Source organism: Nocardioides sp., assembly GCF_036405735.1.
In the GTDB taxonomy this organism is placed as follows: Bacteria; Actinomycetota; Actinomycetes; order Propionibacteriales; family Nocardioidaceae; genus Nocardioides.
This window is the reverse complement of sequence record NZ_DASWXC010000067.1, coordinates 43550-58139: the sequence shown is the minus strand read 5'-3', so window position 1 is coordinate 58139 and position 14590 is coordinate 43550. Positions and strand designations below refer to the sequence as shown.

Below are 14590 nucleotides of genomic sequence, written 5' to 3'. Positions count from 1 at the left end.
ACGGCTTCTACGAGGCCCGCACGACCTTCGGCCGCATCGGCGTGAAGGTCTGGATCTACAAGGGCGAGGTCGCCGGCACCCGTGCCGAGCGTCAGGCCCAGGCCGCTGCCCGCGCCGGTGTCCCCGGCCGTGGCGGTCGCCCGACCCGCGGCGGCGAGCGTCCGACCCGCGGTTCGCGCGGTGACCGTCCGGCCCGTGGCGACCGCGCCGACGCGCCGGCCGTCACCGAGGCCCCGGTCGGCGGCGACACCGCCGTCGCGAACACCGCGGCTGAGACTGCAGGACAGGAGGCCTGACCGTCATGCTGATGCCCCGTCGCGTCAAGCACCGCAAGCAGCACCACCCGAAGCGATCCGGTGCTGCCAAGGGCGGCACCTCGCTCGCCTTCGGTGACTTCGGCATCCAGGCGATCGAGGGTCACTACGTGACCAACCGCCAGATCGAGTCGGCTCGTATCGCGATGACCCGTCACATCAAGCGTGGCGGCAAGGTGTGGATCAACATCTACCCCGACCGCCCGCTGACCAAGAAGCCCGCCGAGACCCGCATGGGTTCCGGTAAGGGCTCCCCGGAGTGGTGGGTCGCGAACGTCAAGCCCGGCCGCGTCATGTTCGAGCTGTCCGGTGTCTCGGAGGACATCGCCCGCGAGGCGATGCGCCGTGCCATGCACAAGCTCCCCATGAAGTGCCGTTTCATCACCCGAGAGGCCGGTGAGTTCTGATGGCGAACAGCCTGAAGGCGCACGAGCTCGACGAGCTCAACAACGTGGACCTCGAGGCGAAGCTGCGCGAGGCCAAGGAGGAGCTGTTCAACCTCCGGTTCCAGGCGGCCACCGGCCAGTTGGAGAGCCACGGCCGGCTCAGCTCGGTCAAGAAGGACATCGCCCGGATCTACACCGTCGTGCGTGAGCGCGAGCTCGGCATCCGCACCGCTCCGGGTGCCGCCAACAACGCCGGCAACAACACTGAGGAGGCCTGACCATGGCTGAGCAGGCTGAGGTGGAGACCACCACCGCGCGCAACTCGCGCAAGGTCCGCGAGGGCCTCGTCGTGAGCGACAAGATGGACAAGACGATCGTCGTCGAGGTCGAGGACCGTGTGAAGCACCCGCTCTACGGCAAGGTGCTGCGCCGCACGAGCAAGCTCAAGGCCCACGACGAGCAGAACACCGCCGGCATCGGCGACCGCGTCCTCGTCATGGAGACCCGGCCGCTGAGCGCGACCAAACGCTGGCGCCTCGTCGAGGTCCTCGAGAAGGCCAAGTGACCCGCGCCGTACGGCGGGCGTCACGCTCGCGTCGTACGGCGTGAAATTGACCCTGGGAGGCAGGCCCAGCGACCATTGACGCTGGGCCTGTCGCCCGCAATCACTACCAGTTCGGCCAGGCTCGTCCGCCACGGATGCGGATGAGAACCGGCTCGACAAGGAGAAACAATGATCCAGCAGGAGTCGCGGCTCAAGGTCGCCGACAACACGGGTGCGAAGGAGATCCTCTGCATCCGCGTTCTCGGTGGCTCTGGGCGCCGCTACGCCGGCATCGGCGACGTCATCGTCGCCACCGTCAAGGACGCGATCCCCGGTGGCAACGTGAAGAAGGGTGACGTGGTCAAGGCCGTCGTCGTGCGCACGGTGAAGGAGCGCCGTCGCCCGGACGGTTCCTACATCCGCTTCGACGAGAACGCCGCCGTCATCTTGAAGAACGACGGCGAGCCCCGTGGCACCCGCATCTTCGGCCCGGTCGGTCGCGAGCTGCGTGAGAAGAAGTTCATGAAGATCATCTCGCTGGCACCGGAGGTGCTCTGACTCATGGCCGTCTCGAAGAAGACCGTGAACATCAAGAAGGGCGACACCGTCAAGGTGATCGCCGGCAAGGACAAGGGCGCCGAGGGCAAGGTCATCGCCGTTCTCCGTGAGGAGGAGCGCGTGATCGTCGAGGGTGTCAACCGCATCAAGAAGCACGTCAAGACGCAGACCCAGTCGGGCACCACGGGCGGCATCGTCACGACCGAGGCCCCCATCCACGTCTCCAACGTGATGGTCCTCGAGGACGGCATGCCGGTGCGCCTGGGCTTCAAGCGCGAGCAGGTCGAGAAGCGTCGTCCCGACGGTTCGACCTACTCCGCCGAGCGCAGCGTCCGTGTCTCGCGCAAGACCGGCAAGGAGATCTGAGATGACCGAGACCGCGACGACGACCGCTCGTCTCAAGACTCGCTACCGCGAGGAGATCGCCCCCGCCCTGCAGCAGCAGTTCGACATCAAGAACGTCATGCAGGTGCCGGGCCTGACCAAGATCGTGGTCAACATGGGTGTCGGCGAGGCCGCTCGCGACTCCAAGCTGATCGAGGGTGCCGTCAAGGACCTCACCGCGATCACCGGTCAGAAGCCGCTGGTCACCAAGGCTCGCAAGTCCATCGCCCAGTTCAAGCTGCGTGAGGGCATGCCGATCGGCGCGCACGTCACGCTGCGCGGCGACCGGATGTGGGAGTTCCTGGACCGGCTGCTGTCCCTTGCGCTGCCGCGCATCCGCGACTTCCGCGGCCTCAACGGCAACCAGTTCGACGGCAACGGCAACTACACCTTCGGTCTCACCGAGCAGGTCATGTTCCACGAGATCGACCAGGACAAGATCGACCGTTTCCGGGGCATGGACATCACCCTGGTCACGACGGCCACCAACGACGACCAGGGTCGGGCGCTGCTGAAGGCCCTCGGCTTCCCGTTCAAGGAGAACTGACATGGCGAAGACCGCTCTCAAGGTCAAGGCCGCCCGCAAGCCGAAGTTCGCGGTGCGCGGCTACACCCGCTGCCAGCGCTGCGGCCGCCCCAAGGCCGTCTTCCGCAAGTTCGGCCTGTGCCGCATCTGCCTGCGCGAGATGGCCCACCGCGGCGAGCTGCCCGGTGTGACCAAGTCCAGCTGGTAATCGACCTTCCCATCAACACACGAGTCGCTACAGGTCGCACCGCGATGAGCAGGTGCGAAACCGGAGTGGAGAAAGGGCCGATGAGGCCATGACGATGACTGACCCGATCGCAGACATGCTGACCCGTCTGCGTAACGCCAACCAGGCGTACCACGACTCGGTGTCCATGCCCCACAGCAAGATCAAGCAGGGTGTCGCCGAGATCCTCAAGCAGGAGGGCTACATCACCTCCTTCGAGGTGAAGGACAACGTCGCTGCTGACGGCACTCCCGGCGTGGGCAAGACGCTGACCATCACGCTCAAGTACGGCCGCAACCGTGAGCGCTCGATCGCCGGTGTCCGGCGCATCAGCAAGCCCGGCCTGCGGGTGTACGCCAAGCACACCGGCCTGCCGCGCGTGCTCGGCGGCCTGGGCGTCGCGATCATCTCGACGAGCCAGGGTCTGCTGACCGACCGCCAGGCGAACCAGAAGGGCGTGGGTGGGGAAGTCCTCGCCTACGTCTGGTGACCTGAGACCGAGAGAGGAGAGAAGAACTATGTCGCGAATCGGCAAGCTCCCCGTCCCGGTCCCGGCCGGTGTCGACGTCCAGATCGACGGCGCCACCGTCACGGTGAAGGGCCCCAAGGGCACCCTGTCGCACACCGTCGCGTCCCCGATCACCGTCGAGAAGGGTGAGGACGGCGTCCTCGACGTCAAGCGTCCCGACGACGAGCGCGTCTCCAAGGCGCTGCACGGCCTGACCCGCACGCTGGTCAACAACATGGTCGTGGGCGTCACCGACGGCTACGAGAAGAAGCTCGAGATCGTGGGCGTCGGCTACCGCGTCCTGTCCAAGGGCCCGACCCAGCTGGAGTTCCAGCTCGGCTACTCGCACCCGATCGTCTTCGACGCGCCGGAGGGCATCACCTTCACCGTCGAGGGCCCGACCAAGCTCGGTGTCGTCGGCATCGACAAGCAGCAGGTCGGAGAGGTCGCGGCCAACATCCGCAAGCTCCGCAAGCCCGAGCCGTACAAGGGCAAGGGTGTCCGTTACGCCGGCGAGAACGTCCGCCGCAAGGTCGGAAAGGCTGGTAAGTGATGGCCATCTCGCTGTCGAACCGCAAGCACACCGCCGCCCGCGTCAAGTCGCGCCTGCGTCGCCAGGTCCGCGGTCGCAAGAAGATCCACGGTACGCCCGAGCGCCCGCGCCTGGTCGTCACCCGGTCCTCGAAGCACATCACCGCCCAGGTCGTCGACGACCTGGTCGGCAAGACGCTCGTCTCGGCCTCGACGATCGAGGCCGACCTGCGTGGCGTCGAGGGCGACAAGACCGCCAAGGCGAAGCGCGTCGGCGAGCTCGTCGCCGAGCGGGCCAAGGCCCAGGGCATCGAGGGCGTCGTCTTCGACCGTGCCGGCAACAAGTACCACGGCCGCATCGCGGCGCTCGCCGAGGGCGCCCGCGAGGGTGGCCTGGCGTTCTGATCGCAACACCAGCGACTAGAGAGAGAAGAGGAACAGTCTCATGAGCGGAGCCCAGCGCGGACAGCGTGGTGGCGAGCGCCAGTCGGGTGGTCGCGGTCGCGACGGTCGACGTGACGCTGAGAAGACCGCCTACATCGAGCGCGTCGTTGCGATCAACCGTGTCGCCAAGGTCGTGAAGGGCGGTCGTCGCTTCAGCTTCACCGCCCTCGTGATCGTGGGCGACGGTGACGGTCTCGTCGGCGTCGGCTACGGCAAGGCGAAGGAGGTCCCGGCCGCGATCGCCAAGGGTGTCGAGGAGGCGAAGAAGGCTTTCTTCCGCGTCCCCCGCATCCAGGGCACGATCCCGCACCCGGTCCAGGGTGAGAAGGCCGCGGGCGTCGTCATGCTCCGTCCGGCCGCTCCCGGTACCGGTGTGATCGCCGGTGGCCCGGTGCGCGCTGTCCTGGAGTGCGCCGGCCTGCACGACATCCTGAGCAAGTCGCTCGGGTCGTCCAACCAGATCAACATCGTCCACGCGACGGTCGAGGCCCTCAAGCAGCTCGAGCAGCCCGAGGCTGTTGCTGCCCGCCGTGGTCTCGCCGTCGAGGACGTCGCCCCGGCCGCGCTGCTCAAGGCGCGCGCGGAGGCCGCTGCTGCCCCGGCGGAGGTGAGCAACTGATGGCTCAGCTCAAGGTCCAGCAGAAGAGGGGCCTCGTCGGCCTGAAGCAGAACCAGCGCGACACGCTGCGCTCCCTGGGTCTGAAGCGGATCGGCGACGTGGTCGTCAAGGAGGACCGCCCGGAGATCCGGGGCATGGTCAACACCGTCCGTCACCTCGTGACGGTCGAGGAGGTCGACTGACATGACGCTCAAGCTGCACCACCTGCGTCCGGCGCCCGGTGCCAAGACCGCCAAGACCCGCGTCGGTCGTGGTGAGGGCTCGAAGGGTAAGACCGCCGGCCGCGGTACCAAGGGCACCAAGGCCCGCTACCAGGTTCCGGTCGCCTTCGAGGGTGGCCAGATGCCGATCCACATGCGGCTCCCGAAGCTCAAGGGCTTCAAGAACCCGTTCAAGGTGGAGTTCCAGGTCGTGAACCTGGACAAGCTCAGCGAGCTGTTCCCCGAGGGTGGCGCCGTCACCGTCGAGGCGCTGGTCGCCAAGGGCGCGGTCCGCAAGAACCAGCCCGTCAAGGTGCTCGGCACCGGCGAGCTGACCGTGAAGGTGGACGTCACCGCGGACGCCTTCTCCGGCTCGGCCAAGGAGAAGATCGAGGCCGCCGGCGGAACGGTCACCGTTTCCTGATTGTTCGATCGTGACAAGGCGCGGTCGGGGTCGCCTGCGAAGGTGATCCCCGGCCGCGCCTTTGTCGCTCCTGCCCTGTTAGGCTGCCCGGGTTCTGCAGGCTGCTTCACGTGCGGGCAGAACCTGTCGTTGCTGGTTGTTGAGAAGAGGACCGACTCGTGCTTGGCGCGTTCGCGAACGCATTCCGGACCCCGGACCTGCGACGCAAGCTGTTGTTCGTCCTGGGGATCATCGTGGTCTTCCGGGCGGGCTCGCAGATCCCTGCCCCTGGCGTCAACGTCGCCAACGTCGAAGAGTGCATCAACCTCACGAAGGACGGCGCGGGCGCGGGGCTCTACAACCTCGTCAACCTCTTCTCCGGCGGCGCACTGCTGCAGCTCACCGTGTTCGCGCTGGGCATCATGCCCTACATCACCGCGAGCATCATCCTGCAGCTCCTCGTCGTGGTGATCCCGCGGCTGGAGGCCCTGAAGAACGAGGGCCAGACCGGGCAGACCAAGATCACGCAGTACACCCGCTACCTCACGCTCGGCCTGGCCGTGCTGCAGGCGACCGGCATCGTGGCGCTGGCCCGGTCCGGCGACCTGCTCCAGTGCACCCAGCCACTGCTGCACGACAACGGCACCGCGACCTTCCTCGTCATGGTCGTGACCATGACCGCCGGCACCGCGGTGATCATGTGGCTCGGCGAGCTCATCACCGAGCGCGGCATCGGCAACGGCATGTCGATCCTCATCTTCACGCAGGTCGTGGCGACGTTCCCCGCGACCATGTGGGCGGTCCAGGAGCAGCACAGCTGGTGGACCTTCGGCGTCGTGATGGCCATCGGTCTGGCGATCATGGCGGCGGTCATCTTCATCGAGCAGGCGCAGCGCCGGATCCCGGTGCAGTACGCCCGCCGCATGGTCGGCAGCCGGATGTTCGGCGGGTCGTCGACCTACATCCCGCTCAAGGTCAACCAGGCCGGCATCATCCCGGTCATCTTCGGCTCCTCGTTGCTCTACCTGCCGGCGATGGCCGCGCAGTTCAACCAGGGCAGCGACTCGATCTGGGTCGAGTGGATCAACAAGTACTTCGTCAGCGGGGACCACCCGATCTACATGGCGACGTACTTCCTGCTCATCATCTTCTTCACCTACTTCTACGTCTCCATCACCTTCAACCCGACGGAGGTGGCGGACAACATGAAGAAGTACGGCGGCTTCATCCCCGGGATCCGGGCGGGCAAGCCGACCGAGGACTACCTGTCCTACGTCCTGTCCCGCATCACGCTGCCGGGCTCGCTCTACCTCGGTCTGGTCGCGCTGATCCCGCTGATCGCGCTGGCCCTGATCGGTGCGAACCAGAACTTCCCGTTCGGCGGCACCTCCATCCTCATCATGGTCGGCGTCGCGCTCGACACGGTGAAGCAGATCGAGAGCCAGCTGCAGCAGCGCAACTACGAAGGATTCCTCCGCTGATGCGTCTGATCATCATGGGCCCGCCCGGCGCCGGTAAGGGCACCCAGGCCAAGTTCATCGCCGAGCACTTCGGCATCCCGGCCATCTCCACCGGCGACATCTTCCGCGCCAACGTGTCGCAGGGCACGCCGCTGGGCGTCGAGGCGAAGCGCTACATGGACGCCGGGGAGTACGTCCCGGACGAGGTCACCAACCGGATGGTCCGCAACCGGATCGACGAGCCCGACGCCACCACGGGCTTCCTGCTCGACGGCTACCCCCGCACGCTGGCGCAGGTCGAGGAGCTCGACGGCATGATCGCGTTCACCGGTCACCGCCTCGACGCGGTGGTCTGCCTGACGGTCGACCAGGACGAGATCGTCCAGCGACTGCTGCAGCGCGCGCAGGTCGAGGGCCGGGCCGACGACACCGAGGACGTCATCCGGCGCCGCCAGGAGCTCTACGTCGAGCAGACCGCGCCGCTCATCGAGGTCTACGGCGGGCGCGGGATCGTCCACCAGATCGACGGCATGGGTGCCGTCGAGGACGTCACGAAGCGCATCTTCGAAGCCCTCGACGTCGTCCCCGAGAGCTGATGGGCCTTCTCGACCGCGGCGTCGAGATCAAGACGCCCGAGCAGATCGACGCGATGCGGCGGGCCGGCCTCGTCGTCGGCCGCACCCTGGAGCTGCTGCGCGGCTCGGTGCGCGCCGGCATGACGACCGGTGAGCTCGACGCCATCGCCGAGGACAGCATCCGGTCGGCCGGGGCCGTGCCCTCGTTCCTGGGCTACCACGGCTTCACCGGCACGATCTGCGCGTCGGTCAACGACGAGGTCGTGCACGGCATCCCGGGCGAGCGGGTGCTGGCCGAGGGCGACCTGGTCTCGATCGACTGCGGCGCGATCGTCGACGGCTGGCACGGCGACGCGGCGATCACGGTCGCCATCGGCGAGGTCTCCGAGGAGCTCACCCGGCTGATGGAGGTGACCGAGGAGTCGATGTGGCGCGGCATCGCCGCCGCGCGACTCGGCGGCCGCGTCACCGACATCTCCGCCGCGATCGAGAGCTATGTCCGCCGCCGGGGCCGCTACGGCATCCTGGAGGACTACACCGGCCACGGCATCGGCTCGCAGATGCACCAGCCGCCGAACGTCCCGAACTTCGGCAAGCGCGGCCGCGGGCCCAAGCTGGTCGAGGGCCTGGCGCTCGCCGTCGAGCCGATGATCACGCTCGGCACCAAGGAGACCGACACCCTCGAGGACGAGTGGACCGTGGTCACCACCGACGGGAGCTGGGCGGCCCACTTCGAGCACACGTTCACCCTGACGCCGCAGGGCGCGTGGGTGCTCACCGCACTGGACGGCGGTCGCGCCAAGCTCGAGGAGCTCGGCGTGCCGTACGGCGGCCGGGACTGATCCCGATCGCCCGCGCTGTCGCGGTCGTGGCCCTGCGGGTAGCCGCTAGGGTCGTCTCGTGAGCGTCGTCCGGTTCGCCCCCGTCGAGGGGGAGTACGACGAGCGCTGGCTCACGGCCGCCGAGCGGTCCCGTCGCGACCGGCTCGTGCAGACCCCGGACCGCACGGCCTTCGTCGCCGCGCACGTGCTCGTGCGCGAGTGTGCGGCCGCCCTGCTGGACGCCGAGCCGCGTGACGTCGTCATCGCGCACCGGTGCCGTGACTGCGGCGGCGAGGACCACGGCGCGCCGTACGTCGTCGGAGCCGACCTGCACGTCAGCCTGAGCCACACCCGCGGCTGGGTCGCCGCGGTCGCCGCCGCGACGCCCTGCGGCATCGACGTGCAGGAGGTCGGCCACGTGCCCGACCTGGCCCTCTCCGAGGCCGAGCTCGCGTGGGCGGGCGAGGACGCCGTCCGTCGCACCCTGCTGTGGAGCCGGAAGGAGGCCCTGGCCAAGGCGGGGCTGGCCGACGTCGGCGCCTTCTGGGAGCACGACGTCCGCGCGCGTGACGCCCGGATCAGGGACTGGGCCGACGACGGCGTCGTCGGCGCCTGGGTGATCGCCGGCCCCGACGACACCGGCGACCCCGACGACACCGGCGACACCGGCGACACCGAGGACGCTGCGGGCCCCGTGCTGGGCGGCACCCCCTAGACTCCGGCGCGTGCCAGGAGACCCCCCGCAGGCCCCGCTGACCATCGGTCTGGCGATCACCGGCCTGCATGTCATCCACATCGTGGAGTACTGCCGGGCGCACGACCTTCCGCTCGACCACCTGCTCGTGCAGAACGCCCCGGCATCGCCTCGAACCCTCGAATGGATGCAGACGGCGCGTCAAGCGCTCGTGCCGGATGCTCAGGAGTACGTCCTGAGGGACGACCCGCACGAGACCGCGGGTGAACTCGCGTACGTCGGCGCACTGCTGTCCAGCCACGCAGGGCCGGTGCGCATCGTGAGCGGTGGCTTCCACCATCCGTTCCTGTGGTTCCTGGTCGAGCGCTACGGTGCGCGGATCGATGAGGTCGTGGTGGTGGACGAGGGTGTCGGCAGCTACGCAGCAACGATCGGCGACCGGCACGCGACGCCGCAGATAGTCCACCTGCTCCAGACCAACGAGATCGAGTCCGCCCACGCCGCGTTCGCCGCGTTTCCCGTCACGTTCTACAGCCGCTACCCGCTCGATCACCAGTTGCTAGAGATCGACGCTCTGGAACCGGCTGACCCTGCTGTCCTGCGCGAGGTTCTCCGCTTCGATGCGAGCCCCGCCGCGCCCGAGATCTACTTCGTCGGGTCTCCGCTCCAGATGGTCCTCACCGACTCGAGCCTTGACATCGCGCTCACGTCGTTGGCACTCCACGCGGCCAAGCGGCTGCACCCCGAAGCTGCCGTCGTCTACATCCCGCATCGCGACGAGCTCCCGGAGAAGCTCGAAGCCGTGGCGACGTTGGTCGAGGTGCGCCCGCTCGGCCATCCGATCGAGCTGGAGGCGATCATTTCGGGAGTCGCCCCGCGCCGATTGGCCACCTTTCTCAGCAGCGCAGCCATCTCGTGTGCCGTGGTGGACCCCGACGTCGACGTCGACGTCTTCGTCGTCCCGGGCCGGTGGACTCGTCCCGAGCACGTCGAGGGCACGCGCTCCGGGTTGCAACTCTTCATCGACCTGCTTGGCGAACAGGTGGTGCTCCATGATCTCGATGCGGGAGTCCCGCATGCGATGATCCCGCCGGGGGTGCTCGACCAGCATGTCTCGCCGACGACCGTCGTGGACGGAGTGGTCGTCGACAGCACCTTGCCGGTCGATGACCTGGTCGTGATCCTGGGGAGCAACGGCGACGCGGCGTTCCAACCGCCCGATACGGCCCTGGCCCAGGCTCGCGCGATGCTCGCCTTCGCCAACGCCCTCACGTCCTCCGGCCAGGTGCGATACGTGCCGGCTCGGGGCGAGGCTGCGGCCACCTTGTCGGCGCTCGAGTCGGTCGTCGAGGTGGAGCGTCGAGACCTGCCCCCCTCTCTTCTCCCGGCGGAGTGGGGAGTGCGTCCACGACACGTAGTGACCATTCGGTCGACGTGGCTTCCGGCCTTCGCGACCGATCCGGAGGGCGATGTCACCGGATGGGTGCTGCGAGCGGCACCCAGTGGCTATGAGCTCGAGGAGACTGCTGTCGAGGTGGTCCACAGGGCCTACCGCGAGGTGTCCGGTGTCCGCCTCCGCTGGGAGACCCTGCCTGAGGAGCCATATGACCCCGCCGAGGAATTGCTGCGCGCGCAACGTCGGCACTCCCGCGATCGGCAGGCCCTGTGTGACCGGATCGACCAGCTCGAAGACACGCTCGCTGCCACGGTCGAGGAGTCCACGACGCGGAATGTCGTGATCGGGGAGCTGCGCCGAGCGCTCCGGTCCCAGGAGGCGGCGAACGCCCGGCTCGGAGAACGGAACGGCAAGCTCGTCGAGCGCAATCGGCGGCTCAAGGCCGAGATCGCCGCGCTCCGGGAGCGACTGGCCGCCGCCGAGCAGGAGGCGGCCCGGCGTACCGGCCTGCGGGGGTTGGTGGGCCGGGGCCGGCCGGGCTCCAAGGACCTCGACTGAGCCCGGTGGGCAGGAACAACCCGCGGGCGCGCGGGGTTGGTCCCTCGTGACTCCCGCGCTCTCCGTGCTCGACCTCGTCCCCGTCCGCACCGACCAGACCACCGGCGACGCGGTGCAGGCGTCCCTGGCGCTGGCCCGGCTCGCCGACGAGCTGGGCTACACCCGCTACTGGCTGGCCGAGCACCACAACATGCCGGCCGTGGCGGCCACGAACCCGCCCGTCCTCATGGCGCTCATGGCCTCGGCCACCCGCCGGATCCGGGTCGGCTCCGGCGGCGTGATGCTGCCCAACCACGCGCCGATGGTCGTCGCCGAGCAGTTCGCGCTGCTGGAGGCGGCCTTCCCGGGCCGCATCGACCTCGGCATCGGACGGGCGCCGGGCACCGACCCGGTGACGCGCTACGTGCTGCGCGACGGCGCCTCCGACGCGATGGGTGACTCGGCGGTCGACCGCTTCCCCGACCACGTCGACAACGTGCTCGCGATGATGGACACGACCGGCGTCTCCATCGCGCTCGGCGGGCGGCGCCACGAGCTCCACGCGACGCCCGCCGCCACCTCGGTCCCGGCGATCTGGCTGCTCGGGTCCTCGGACTACTCCGCCCGCCTGGCCGCGGAGAAGGGGCTGCCCTACGTCTTCGCCCACCACTTCGCCGGGTCGGCCGCCGACACCCGGGCCGCGATCGATCTCTACCGCTCCGGCTTCCGGCCCTCGGACCAGCTGGCCGAGCCGCGCACGTTCCTCACGGTCAACGCCTCGGTCGCCGAGACGCGCGAGGAGGCCGAGCGGCAGGCGCTCCCGCAGCTGCTGACGATGCTCCGGCTGCGCACGGGTGCGCCGCTGACGGCCCAGCAGCTGGTCGAGGAGGCCGAGAAGGAGGAGGTGCCCGAGGCGCACCAGGGCCTGCTCGACGCCATGCGACGCCGCTGGGTGATCGACGCCCCGGCGGCCGCGCGCGAGCGGATCGCGGCGCTGGCGGGGGAGTACGGCGTCGACGAGGTCATGGTCAATCCGGTCGGCGGCGCCCACGTGGGCGACCCGGTGGACCGGGCGCCGGGCCGCGAGCAGACGCTCCGGCTGCTCGCCGCGGTCGATTAGGGAATCGTCTCCGCGTCCCACTAGACTGATGCGTCGGCCCAACGTGGGTCTGTTCCGTCGTGCCTCGCGGCTGCCTGTCGCTCACCTGGTGAGCGAGAGGATGAGGTGCCCGGACGGCTGCACGAGGTCCACTCCGATGCCCCTGCGGGCACGCGAGAGGTTCCCGGGCCACCCGTTCCTCACCCGAGGAGCGGTGCAGGACAACGGTAGACATCGCTTCAACAGATTGTGGAGGACATGCCGAAGAAAGAAGGCGTGATCGAGATCGAGGGCACCGTCGTGGAGGCCCTCCCCAACGCCATGTTCCGCGTCGAGCTGAGCAACGGCCACAAGGTTCTCGCCCACATCAGCGGCAAGATGCGCCAGCACTACATCCGGATCCTCCCCGAGGACCGCGTGGTGGTGGAGCTCTCTCCCTACGACCTCACCCGGGGTCGGATCGTCTACCGCTACAAGTAAGCAGCCGATCTACCAGAAAGAGGCTGACCATGAAGGTCAACCCCAGCGTCAAGCCCATCTGTGACAAGTGCAAGGTGATCCGTCGCCACGGCCGCGTCATGGTGATCTGCGAGAACCCGCGCCACAAGCAGCGCCAGGGCTGAACGCCCTTCGCTGGTCGAGTAGCCCGAGCCGCTAGGCGAGGGCGTATCGAGACCGCGGGCCACACAACTGAATAACCCACCTCGACGTACTACCCGCGGAACTGCTGCGGGGAACCACCTCTGGAGCTTCAGGCCAGAGCTCAGGCGCCACCTGGGACGTACGTCGACTGACACCTGAGGCTGAAACTACGAAGGAATCAACATGGCACGCCTCGTTGGTGTGGATCTCCCGCGTGACAAGCGCGTCGAGATCGCGCTCACCTACATCTACGGCATCGGCCGTACCACCTCCCAGCAGCTTCTGGCCGCGACCGGTGTCGACCCCAACACCCGCGTCCACGCTCTTGCTGAGGACGAGCTGGTCAAGCTCGCGAAGGAGATCGAGTCCCGTGGCCTGACGATCGAGGGTGACCTCCGTCGTGAGGTGCAGGCCGACATCCGCCGCAAGATCGAGATCGGCAGCTACCAGGGTCGCCGTCACCGCATGGGCCTTCCGGTCCGCGGCCAGCGCACCAAGACCAACGCCCGCACCCGCAAGGGTCCGAAGCGCACCGTCGCCGGCAAGAAGAAGGCCAAGTGATCGCTGGTCTCGATACGCCCGCTCGTACCTCGCGGGCCACTCGACCAGCGATGCGCTGACCTCTTCCTCGATCTCACAGACCAGCTACAGCAGGAGTTACTGAATGCCTCCCAAGAGCCGTCAGGCTGCGGCGAAGACCAAGGTCCGCCGCAAGGAGAAGAAGAACGTCGCCCAGGGCGAGGCTCACATCAAGAGCACGTTCAACAACACGATCGTCACGATCACCGACCCCACCGGCGCGGTGATCTCGTGGGCCTCGGCCGGCACCGTCGGCTTCAAGGGCTCGCGCAAGTCCACCCCGTACGCCGCGCAGATGGCTGCGGAGGCCGCCGGCCGCCGCGCCATGGAGCACGGCATGAAGAAGATCGACGTCTTCGTCAAGGGCCCGGGCTCGGGCCGCGAGACCGCGATCCGTTCGCTGGGTGCCATCGGCCTCGAGGTCGGCACCATCCAGGACGTCACGCCGACCCCGCACAACGGCTGCCGCCCGCCCAAGCGCCGTCGCGTTTGATCCCGACCCGAGACTTCCAAGGAGACTGAGAGAACATGGCCCGTTACACCGGCCCCATGACCCGCAAGTCGCGCCGTCTCGGTGTCGACCTTGTCGGTGGCGACGCTGCTTTCGAGAAGCGTCCCTACCCTCCCGGCCAGCACGGCCGGGCGCGCATCAAGGAGAGCGAGTACCGCACCCAGCTGCAGGAGAAGCAGAAGGCTCGCTTCACCTACGGCGTGCTGGAGAAGCAGTTCGCGAACTACTACGCCGAGGCGCACCGCCGTCCCGGCAAGACCGGTGACAACCTGCTCCAGCTGCTCGAGAGCCGCCTGGACAACGTCGTCTACCGCGCCGGCTTCGCCCGCACCCGCCGCCACGCCCGCCAGCTGGTCGTCCACGGCCACTTCCTGGTCAACGGCAAGAAGGTCAACATCCCGTCGTTCCAGGTCTCGCAGTACGACATCATCGACGTGCGCGAGAAGTCGCTCGAGATGACCCCGTTCATCGTGGCTCGCGAGACCCACGGCGAGCGCGTCGTCCCGGCCTGGCTCGAGGCCATCCCGGGCCGCATGCGGATCCTGGTGCACCAGCTCCCCGTCCGGGCGCAGATCGACCTGCCGGTCCAGGAGCAGCTCATCGTCGAGTACTACTCGAAGCTCTGATCACCGC

24 protein-coding genes and 1 pseudogene are annotated in these 14590 nt (G+C 68.3%); all 25 read left to right on the top strand.

Going from position 1 to position 14590, the window contains the following annotated elements; all coding sequences use genetic code 11:
* A pseudogene (locus VGE38_RS10710) lies at nt 1-296 on the top strand (30S ribosomal protein S3); the annotation flags it as partial.
* A 5-nt stretch (nt 297-301) separates the two neighbouring features.
* Nucleotides 302-721 (top strand): 50S ribosomal protein L16, encoded by a 420-nt coding sequence (rplP, locus tag VGE38_RS10705; RefSeq protein WP_331142529.1) that lies wholly within the window; start codon nt 302-304, stop codon nt 719-721.
* Nucleotides 721-978, top strand: a complete 258-nt coding sequence (gene rpmC / locus VGE38_RS10700) for a 50S ribosomal protein L29 (protein WP_331142528.1) — start codon at nt 721-723, stop codon at nt 976-978. Before rplP ends, rpmC begins: the two co-directional genes overlap by 1 nt.
* Before the next feature lie 2 nt (nt 979-980).
* The gene (rpsQ, locus tag VGE38_RS10695; protein WP_331142527.1) at nt 981-1265 is read left to right on the top strand and encodes a 30S ribosomal protein S17; all 285 of its coding nucleotides are present in this window, start codon (nt 981-983) and stop codon (nt 1263-1265) included.
* A 168-nt stretch (nt 1266-1433) separates the two neighbouring features.
* Complete coding sequence (rplN, locus tag VGE38_RS10690) at nt 1434-1802, top strand: 50S ribosomal protein L14 (protein WP_011757324.1); 369 nt, start codon at nt 1434-1436, stop codon at nt 1800-1802.
* 3 nt (nt 1803-1805) lie between these two features.
* A complete protein-coding gene (rplX, locus tag VGE38_RS10685; RefSeq protein WP_331142526.1) occupies nt 1806-2168 on the top strand; it encodes a 50S ribosomal protein L24 in 363 nt (120 codons plus the stop codon).
* 1 nt (nt 2169) lies between these two features.
* Entirely contained in the window at nt 2170-2733 is a 564-nt protein-coding gene (rplE, locus tag VGE38_RS10680) for a 50S ribosomal protein L5 (RefSeq protein WP_331142525.1), read from the top strand.
* Nucleotide 2734: 1 nt separating this feature from the next.
* Entirely contained in the window at nt 2735-2920 is a 186-nt protein-coding gene (locus VGE38_RS10675) for a type Z 30S ribosomal protein S14 (protein ID WP_017932844.1), read from the top strand.
* Between the two features lie 88 nt (nt 2921-3008).
* The gene (gene rpsH / locus VGE38_RS10670) at nt 3009-3428 is read left to right on the top strand and encodes a 30S ribosomal protein S8 (RefSeq protein WP_331142524.1); all 420 of its coding nucleotides are present in this window, start codon (nt 3009-3011) and stop codon (nt 3426-3428) included.
* 28 nt (nt 3429-3456) lie between these two features.
* Entirely contained in the window at nt 3457-3999 is a 543-nt protein-coding gene (gene rplF, locus VGE38_RS10665) for a 50S ribosomal protein L6 (protein ID WP_331142523.1), read from the top strand.
* The gene (rplR, locus tag VGE38_RS10660) at nt 3999-4382 is read left to right on the top strand and encodes a 50S ribosomal protein L18 (protein ID WP_331142522.1); all 384 of its coding nucleotides are present in this window, start codon (nt 3999-4001) and stop codon (nt 4380-4382) included. Before rplF ends, rplR begins: the two co-directional genes overlap by 1 nt.
* A 40-nt stretch (nt 4383-4422) precedes the next feature.
* A complete protein-coding gene (rpsE, locus tag VGE38_RS10655; protein WP_331142521.1) occupies nt 4423-5040 on the top strand; it encodes a 30S ribosomal protein S5 in 618 nt (205 codons plus the stop codon).
* Complete coding sequence (rpmD, locus tag VGE38_RS10650) at nt 5040-5222, top strand: 50S ribosomal protein L30 (protein WP_331142520.1); 183 nt, start codon at nt 5040-5042, stop codon at nt 5220-5222. Before rpsE ends, rpmD begins: the two co-directional genes overlap by 1 nt.
* Nucleotide 5223: 1 nt before the next feature.
* The gene (gene rplO, locus VGE38_RS10645; protein ID WP_331142519.1) at nt 5224-5664 is read left to right on the top strand and encodes a 50S ribosomal protein L15; all 441 of its coding nucleotides are present in this window, start codon (nt 5224-5226) and stop codon (nt 5662-5664) included.
* Between the two features lie 158 nt (nt 5665-5822).
* Nucleotides 5823-7124 carry a preprotein translocase subunit SecY gene (gene secY, locus VGE38_RS10640; RefSeq protein ID WP_331142518.1) on the top strand — a complete coding sequence of 434 codons (1302 nt, stop codon included), beginning with the start codon at nt 5823-5825 and terminating at the stop codon, nt 7122-7124.
* The gene (locus VGE38_RS10635) at nt 7124-7699 is read left to right on the top strand and encodes an adenylate kinase (RefSeq protein WP_331142517.1); all 576 of its coding nucleotides are present in this window, start codon (nt 7124-7126) and stop codon (nt 7697-7699) included. Before secY ends, VGE38_RS10635 begins: the two co-directional genes overlap by 1 nt.
* A complete protein-coding gene (gene map, locus VGE38_RS10630; RefSeq protein WP_331142516.1) occupies nt 7699-8520 on the top strand; it encodes a type I methionyl aminopeptidase in 822 nt (273 codons plus the stop codon). Before VGE38_RS10635 ends, map begins: the two co-directional genes overlap by 1 nt.
* A gap of 58 nt (nt 8521-8578) precedes the next feature.
* Complete coding sequence (locus tag VGE38_RS10625; RefSeq protein ID WP_331142515.1) at nt 8579-9214, top strand: 4'-phosphopantetheinyl transferase family protein; 636 nt, start codon at nt 8579-8581, stop codon at nt 9212-9214.
* An 82-nt stretch (nt 9215-9296) separates the two neighbouring features.
* A complete protein-coding gene (locus VGE38_RS10620) occupies nt 9297-11147 on the top strand; it encodes a hypothetical protein (protein WP_331142514.1) in 1851 nt (616 codons plus the stop codon).
* Between the two features lie 46 nt (nt 11148-11193).
* Entirely contained in the window at nt 11194-12246 is a 1053-nt protein-coding gene (locus VGE38_RS10615; RefSeq protein ID WP_331142513.1) for an LLM class flavin-dependent oxidoreductase, read from the top strand.
* A 237-nt stretch (nt 12247-12483) separates the two neighbouring features.
* A complete protein-coding gene (gene infA, locus VGE38_RS10610; protein WP_011757309.1) occupies nt 12484-12705 on the top strand; it encodes a translation initiation factor IF-1 in 222 nt (73 codons plus the stop codon).
* Between the two features lie 29 nt (nt 12706-12734).
* Nucleotides 12735-12848 carry a 50S ribosomal protein L36 gene (gene rpmJ, locus VGE38_RS10605; RefSeq protein WP_004008316.1) on the top strand — a complete coding sequence of 38 codons (114 nt, stop codon included), beginning with the start codon at nt 12735-12737 and terminating at the stop codon, nt 12846-12848.
* A gap of 202 nt (nt 12849-13050) precedes the next feature.
* Nucleotides 13051-13428, top strand: coding sequence for a 30S ribosomal protein S13 (rpsM, locus tag VGE38_RS10600; protein WP_331142512.1), 378 nt, complete (start codon nt 13051-13053; stop codon nt 13426-13428).
* A 103-nt stretch (nt 13429-13531) separates the two neighbouring features.
* Nucleotides 13532-13939, top strand: a complete 408-nt coding sequence (rpsK, locus tag VGE38_RS10595; protein WP_331142511.1) for a 30S ribosomal protein S11 — start codon at nt 13532-13534, stop codon at nt 13937-13939.
* Nucleotides 13940-13974: 35 nt separating this feature from the next.
* Nucleotides 13975-14583 carry a 30S ribosomal protein S4 gene (rpsD, locus tag VGE38_RS10590; RefSeq protein ID WP_331142510.1) on the top strand — a complete coding sequence of 203 codons (609 nt, stop codon included), beginning with the start codon at nt 13975-13977 and terminating at the stop codon, nt 14581-14583.
* Nucleotides 14584-14590: the final 7 nt, after the last annotated feature.

Bases quoted from the DNA above. Each gene is read 5' to 3' on its own strand.
- rplP (WP_331142529.1), top strand. From the start codon at position 302: ATGCTGATGCCCCGTCGCGTCAAGCACCGCAAGCAGCACCACCCGAAG.
- rpmC (WP_331142528.1), top strand. From the start codon at position 721: ATGGCGAACAGCCTGAAGGCGCACGAGCTCGACGAGCTCAACAACGTG.
- rpsQ (WP_331142527.1), top strand. From the start codon at position 981: ATGGCTGAGCAGGCTGAGGTGGAGACCACCACCGCGCGCAACTCGCGC.
- rplN (WP_011757324.1), top strand. From the start codon at position 1,434: ATGATCCAGCAGGAGTCGCGGCTCAAGGTCGCCGACAACACGGGTGCG.
- rplX (WP_331142526.1), top strand. From the start codon at position 1,806: ATGGCCGTCTCGAAGAAGACCGTGAACATCAAGAAGGGCGACACCGTC.
- rplE (WP_331142525.1), top strand. From the start codon at position 2,170: ATGACCGAGACCGCGACGACGACCGCTCGTCTCAAGACTCGCTACCGC.
- VGE38_RS10675 (WP_017932844.1), top strand. From the start codon at position 2,735: ATGGCGAAGACCGCTCTCAAGGTCAAGGCCGCCCGCAAGCCGAAGTTC.
- rpsH (WP_331142524.1), top strand. From the start codon at position 3,009: ATGACGATGACTGACCCGATCGCAGACATGCTGACCCGTCTGCGTAAC.
- rplF (WP_331142523.1), top strand. From the start codon at position 3,457: ATGTCGCGAATCGGCAAGCTCCCCGTCCCGGTCCCGGCCGGTGTCGAC.
- rplR (WP_331142522.1), top strand. From the start codon at position 3,999: ATGGCCATCTCGCTGTCGAACCGCAAGCACACCGCCGCCCGCGTCAAG.
- rpsE (WP_331142521.1), top strand. From the start codon at position 4,423: ATGAGCGGAGCCCAGCGCGGACAGCGTGGTGGCGAGCGCCAGTCGGGT.
- rpmD (WP_331142520.1), top strand. From the start codon at position 5,040: ATGGCTCAGCTCAAGGTCCAGCAGAAGAGGGGCCTCGTCGGCCTGAAG.
- rplO (WP_331142519.1), top strand. From the start codon at position 5,224: ATGACGCTCAAGCTGCACCACCTGCGTCCGGCGCCCGGTGCCAAGACC.
- VGE38_RS10635 (WP_331142517.1), top strand. From the start codon at position 7,124: ATGCGTCTGATCATCATGGGCCCGCCCGGCGCCGGTAAGGGCACCCAG.
- map (WP_331142516.1), top strand. From the start codon at position 7,699: ATGGGCCTTCTCGACCGCGGCGTCGAGATCAAGACGCCCGAGCAGATC.
- infA (WP_011757309.1), top strand. From the start codon at position 12,484: ATGCCGAAGAAAGAAGGCGTGATCGAGATCGAGGGCACCGTCGTGGAG.
- rpmJ (WP_004008316.1), top strand. From the start codon at position 12,735: ATGAAGGTCAACCCCAGCGTCAAGCCCATCTGTGACAAGTGCAAGGTG.
- rpsM (WP_331142512.1), top strand. From the start codon at position 13,051: ATGGCACGCCTCGTTGGTGTGGATCTCCCGCGTGACAAGCGCGTCGAG.
- rpsK (WP_331142511.1), top strand. From the start codon at position 13,532: ATGCCTCCCAAGAGCCGTCAGGCTGCGGCGAAGACCAAGGTCCGCCGC.
- rpsD (WP_331142510.1), top strand. From the start codon at position 13,975: ATGGCCCGTTACACCGGCCCCATGACCCGCAAGTCGCGCCGTCTCGGT.